General features: G+C 37.4%; 4 protein-coding genes and 1 pseudogene. All 5 read right to left on the bottom strand.

The features are described 5' to 3' along the window. Positions 1-679: 679 nt before the first annotated feature. On the bottom strand, positions 680-1,735 hold the full coding sequence (locus tag AC5JMK_RS12140) for an aliphatic sulfonate ABC transporter substrate-binding protein (RefSeq protein ID WP_495910180.1): 1,056 nt from the start codon (positions 1,733-1,735) through the stop codon (positions 680-682). Between the two features lie 58 nt (positions 1,736-1,793). After that, complete coding sequence (locus AC5JMK_RS12135) at positions 1,794-2,645, bottom strand: ATP-binding cassette domain-containing protein (RefSeq protein ID WP_495910179.1); 852 nt, start codon at positions 2,643-2,645, stop codon at positions 1,794-1,796. 23 nt (positions 2,646-2,668) lie between these two features. Next, the gene (gene ssuC / locus AC5JMK_RS12130) at positions 2,669-3,451 is read right to left on the bottom strand and encodes an aliphatic sulfonate ABC transporter permease SsuC (RefSeq protein WP_096676153.1); all 783 of its coding nucleotides are present in this window, start codon (positions 3,449-3,451) and stop codon (positions 2,669-2,671) included. Positions 3,452-4,507: 1,056 nt separating this feature from the next. After that, positions 4,508-5,197, bottom strand: coding sequence for an urease accessory protein UreF (locus AC5JMK_RS12125; RefSeq protein WP_096676154.1), 690 nt, complete (start codon positions 5,195-5,197; stop codon positions 4,508-4,510). Beyond that, positions 5,178-5,417 (bottom strand): annotated as a pseudogene (locus tag AC5JMK_RS12120) (hypothetical protein); the annotation flags it as partial. The pseudogene AC5JMK_RS12120 and the gene AC5JMK_RS12125, both read right to left, overlap by 20 nt.

Below are 5,417 nucleotides of genomic sequence, written 5' to 3'. Positions count from 1 at the left end.
GCTACTGAAAGCCCACACTGTATTCGGTACTCCGAATCAGTGTGGGTAGTTTACCCTTGATTACTTATAATTCCCTTTGAACCCCACCCCGGTTTTGTCTAACGCCAAAACCTCCCCTAAGCGCCTGTGGCTACGGTGTACACACAAGTCAAAATTTTTCATGTTGAAACTGTATCCCGCCTAGAACTAAAGTTCCAGGCTCATAGCGAAAGTCCACTCAAGTGGACTGGAACAAACTTTTTTTTGAGTCCTCTGAAGAGGACTTGCGCATCTGTACTCGGAATTTATTCCGAGGCGGTACAGATGCGCTTGATATTTAGAGGATGACCACAAATTGGTTTGTAAACGCGATAAATTTAATTGTTATTTGCGATCGCTTTTACGTTTGTGTAAATATTGGTTCATTTATAATAAAAATTAAAGTATTTACAATAAAAACTTTAAGGTTTATTATGAATTAGCAAGTGATCATAATAAACATTCAAACGTTTTTTACAAATGCTTTAATGTTTTCTATAGTTCAGAGAATGATCATAATAAACATTCAAACGTTTTTTACAAATGCTTTAACGTTTTCTATATAACAGACAATTTTATAAGTAACATTAAAGCATTTATTGCAAATGCTTTAATGTTACTTATAGATGAAACAATTTTTGTGCCTACTTACTTAATAGTTTCAGTTTTTAGGTTGCCAAACAGCATCTGCTACTTTCACAGGCTTGGTGATTAGCTTCAGACGCAATAAGTTATCAGCAAGCTTTTGTTGCTCGGAAATAACTTCATTATTAATCGGTTTTAGACCGTAGCGTTTTCGCCTTTTTTCTGAAAGCTCTAATGTGCTAACATCAACTCCCATTTTGGGTGCAAGTAATTCAGCAACTTGATGAGGATGATCCTTTGCCCAATTTCCCGTCTTTTCAATTTCGTCGATAATTTCTTGGATTATCTGTGGATTGGTGTTAGCAAAGTTTCGTGATGCAAAATAATATTCCCGTGCTGTTACCAAACCTTTACCATCTTTCAATATCCGCGCTCCTCCCTCGTTTTGAACAGCAGCGAAAAATGGGTCTTGAATTGCCCAAGCATCAACATTTCTTCCTTCAAAAGCTGCACGGGCATCAACAGTGTTAAGGTAAGTTGGCTGAATATCAGAGAGTTGCAAGCCTTGTTGTTCTAAGGCTCGCAGCACTAGAAAACTACCAGTCGAACCTTTATTAAAGGCAACTTTTTTACCTTTGAGATCAGCAACGGTCTTAATTGGAGAATCTTGATGAACTAAAATCGCGAGACTTTCAGGACTCGGCGGAGTACTGGCAATATACACGAATGGTACACCACTTGATTGAGCAAATATAGGTGGTCCATCGGATGCATGATTGAAGTCGATACTACCTGCATTCATGGCTTGAAAAGAAGGAAGAGGGTGAGGAAATTCTGCCCACTTGATAGTGATTCCATTTGGGGATAGGCGTTTTTCTAAAGTACCTTGTTGTCTCACTAAAGCAAGAGTTCCACTTTTGACATAGCCAATACGCACGACCTTAGCTGTGGATTGTGTAGGATTATTTGCAGAATTGGCAGAAGAATTTTGAGGGTTGGAAGTGCAACCAGAAAATCCTAAACTTACGCACAAGCCAACAGTAAATAGCAGTGTAAAAATTTTGATTCTAAAAAATTGCTGAAAGAAATTTTTCAAAAAAGATAACCGCTTCAACACAATGAAAATATTCATGTTTGAACTCCATAACAAAATTGCGGTGATGTGTACTTAAGGAACAATTCGTTTTTAATTACTCATGGCGATCGCTGATCAATTTGTATTGATTTAATTTTTCAATAGTATGTGTTGGCGATCGCTGATTTGCCCAAACATAATCTTGTGGTTTCGACTGTTGAGAATCGGCTTTTGTATTCAAAACTCGCTGCAATATTTGCTCGACGAGGGTTGCAAAAGCAGGATTTCCACGCTGACGGGGACGATTCAGAGCGATCGCCCAATCCATCGCCACTTTACCTTCTTCAATCAAAATGACTCTATCTGCCAAAGTGACAGCTTCTTCCACATCATGAGTAATCAATAAAGCGGTAAATCCTTCTTGTTGCCAAATCTTTTCAATCAGTTGTTGCATTTCGATTCGAGTTAAAGCATCCAAAGCACCCAAAGGCTCATCTAATAAAAGTAGACGTGGTTCACTCACCAATGCTCTAGCTAGTGCAACTCGTTGACATTGTCCTCCAGAAAGTACTCTGGGCCAATCAAAAGCACGTTCAGCCAGCCCTACTTGTTCTAAAGCCCAATGGGCCTTTTGTCGCCAGTTTTGCTTCAATCCCAAGCCTACATTTTCTAAAACTCGTTTCCACATCAAAAGACGAGCATCCTGAAACATCATCCGTATTTCTGGATTGAGCTTATACAGAGGCTTTTCATCTAGCAATATACTTCCAGTACATGGACGTTCCAATCCTGCTACTAGCCGCAACAATGTACTTTTACCACAGCCACTGCGTCCGACAATTGCCACAAATTCGCCCCTAGCTATTTCTATATTCAATTTCCGCAATACGTCAATATTTCCAAAGCTTTTATTCAGACCTAATATCTTCAGGTCTACTCCTATACTTTTTAGTTTATTCACAGTCAATCAAATCTCCTCAAGACTTTAGCTTAGATTTGCTGATATCCAGGATGCCAAGACAGCAGTTTCTTTTCTAAGAATCTTGCAGATACATCTGCTAATTTACCCAACAGTGCGTATAGCAAAATACTCAAAACTACCACATCAGTTTGCATGAATTCACGAGCATTCATTGCCATATAACCAATACCAGAATCAAAGGTAATCGATTCAGCAGCTATGAGAATTAGCCACATTACTCCTAATGCATAACGCACACCAATCAAAATAGAAGGCATAGCACCAGGAAGAATGATTTGCCAAAACAAAGACCAAGTGTTAAGTCCATACACTTTCCCCATTTCTATTAATCCTGGATCAACGGTACGAATGCCATGAAAAGTATTTATGTAGATGGGAAATAATACACCTAAAGAAACCAAAAATATTTTAGCTTCTTCCCCAATTCCAAACCATACTATAACTAAGGGGATCAAGGCTAGATTAGGAATATTACGTAACATTTGAATAGATGTATCTAACAGCTTTTGAGCTAAAGGAATAGCGCCATTTATTAATCCTAAAATGAAAGCGATACTACCGCCTATAGAAAAGCCAATAAATGCCCGTCGCGCACTAACGCCAAGATGGTAGGGTAATTCTCCTGTGCTAGTCATACGAATTCCAGCCCGAATAACATCAATTGGAGCAGGCAAAATTCTTGTCGGAATCCAACCAAATTGCACAAGTAATTGCCAAGTCACTATTAAGATAATGGGTACAACCCAAGGAGAAAATGTGTGTAGATATTGATTAACTAGTTTAGCTTTCATTTCTTAATTTTTATTTGCCAAGTTGAAAATATTTGAATTCAAGAGGCATTTACTGAGATGAAGCTGTAGTTTACAGTATTTTAATTTTGGTAAACTTTACCGACTAAAATTGCTTTAAAAAAATGCATAAATATTATCAAAGTGATTATTTTGACAACTTACTAGGTAAAAGAATTTGCTCTACCTCTAGCGAAAATATTAAGAGACCGCATTGTGTTGCCTAAAAAAGCACATATTTGTACCGTGAATTCCTGGTTTCTTGTACTCTATTTTCCATATCCTCTCCAAAAATTTATCGCTTTATTTTCACATGAAATTAATTTCTTCATTAAGAAACTTACCACGTACTCGATTAATTTCAGGATCAGATTCCACAGAAGTGTGTAAACTTTTTTAAGCTTGATTAAGTTACTATTATTAGTAATATACTCTCAGTGCTAGCTACATTTGCGATGGCACCTGCGAAATTTGAGCTAAAAATCCCCTCAATCTTTAAACCCACAAAATCTTTGACACTAGTACAGCACGGCGTAAATAAAGCAACCATTTAAAATAGTCGAAAAGCTTATAAACTAAGCATTTTTTCTTTTTACTTTTGCCTTTTTACTTTTGCCTTATTGTACTAGAGTCATGCGATCGCCAAGAACAAGCAAATCCATATCCTTAATCATTTATTTGGTTTTCGTAAAGAAATACTTAAATTTATCTGGAAAATCTTTGTTTATCTTTATACTAAAACTGGATTGATGTAAAACTAGTTTTTAGTTTTAATACAGCTATTAACTCAATCTTACAGGTAATGATTCATCTGTCTATCAAGAACTAATTTTCCGAAAACTGAGTTAAATAGACAACAACAATACATCAATCATTAATTTGCATATTAGACCTCTTGCAAAAATAATTCATGGTATGATAGAAAGTTTTTAAAATTTGCGTTCCATTTCAATCAGAAATACCAATAAAGTAATAAAAGTTCTCTGTATAGATTTTGATGTGCATTTTGAAGAAAACTCTTAATCATACCACAAAATAATTTTGCAAGAGGTCTATTGACTAGCTCCTAAACAATCTTGTATACAGCGTTTCGTGTCTCATACTCGCCAAAGATAATCCCCAAGTACAGCAACTGAGTTGATCATCTTTTAAATTTAGAATTTGTGCTGTGGCGTGACTAAGTAAAGACTGTAGTTCTAGTAATAATTTTTGCCCGGAAGTTTGACCAAGAGGAACAAGTTTGACTGCGGCGGTAATCAAATTATTTGCCCAGGAATATAGATATCCTAGTAAGGCTGCTTGTATATTTATTTGCCAATGGGCAGCAGCAATACTAAAAGCGATCGCATAATTACAAGAATTACCGACAACATCGGCGATCGCTTGAATTTGTGGTTGTAATTCGACTAGCAAACGCATGAGCGATCGCCCCATTCCCAAACTAGAAGCGCGTAATTCTTCGGTTTCCCTCACCGCCGATAACCAAGTATTCCAACTAGATAAACTATCCAAATCTCTGGTCTGTATTGAATTATAGCCTCGGAGCATCACGGCTGCTTCGATACGAATCGCCCCGTAACGCAATTCCATTTCTATCCAATGCTTGAGATCTTCCGGATGAGCGATCGCGCCATCTTCAACTAAAGTTTCTAAACCTTCAGAATAACTATATCCGCCTACAGGTAAACTCGGACTAGCCAGTTGCAACAAACACAATAGATTAGGATCACTAAGAGTGATTGTGTCCATATGCACCTGCTTCTGGTTGAAAGGGTGAGATTTCTTCCTTGATTTCTACTCCTAGTTGTTCGAGCATTGTTTGTAAAACAGGATCAGGAGATAAGCGTAAATAAGTGGGTGTAATTTCCACTGCAACATGACGATTACCCAAATGATAGGCAGCCTTCAATAAATCTATCGAAACATAGCGGGAGCGTGAGAACCCCTGCCTTTCAAGGAGGGGATGAAA

It is taken from the genome of Pelatocladus sp., from assembly GCF_059505505.1.
The sequence above is the reverse complement of the archived record's forward strand: the minus strand, read 5'-3'. Positions and strand labels throughout refer to the sequence as shown.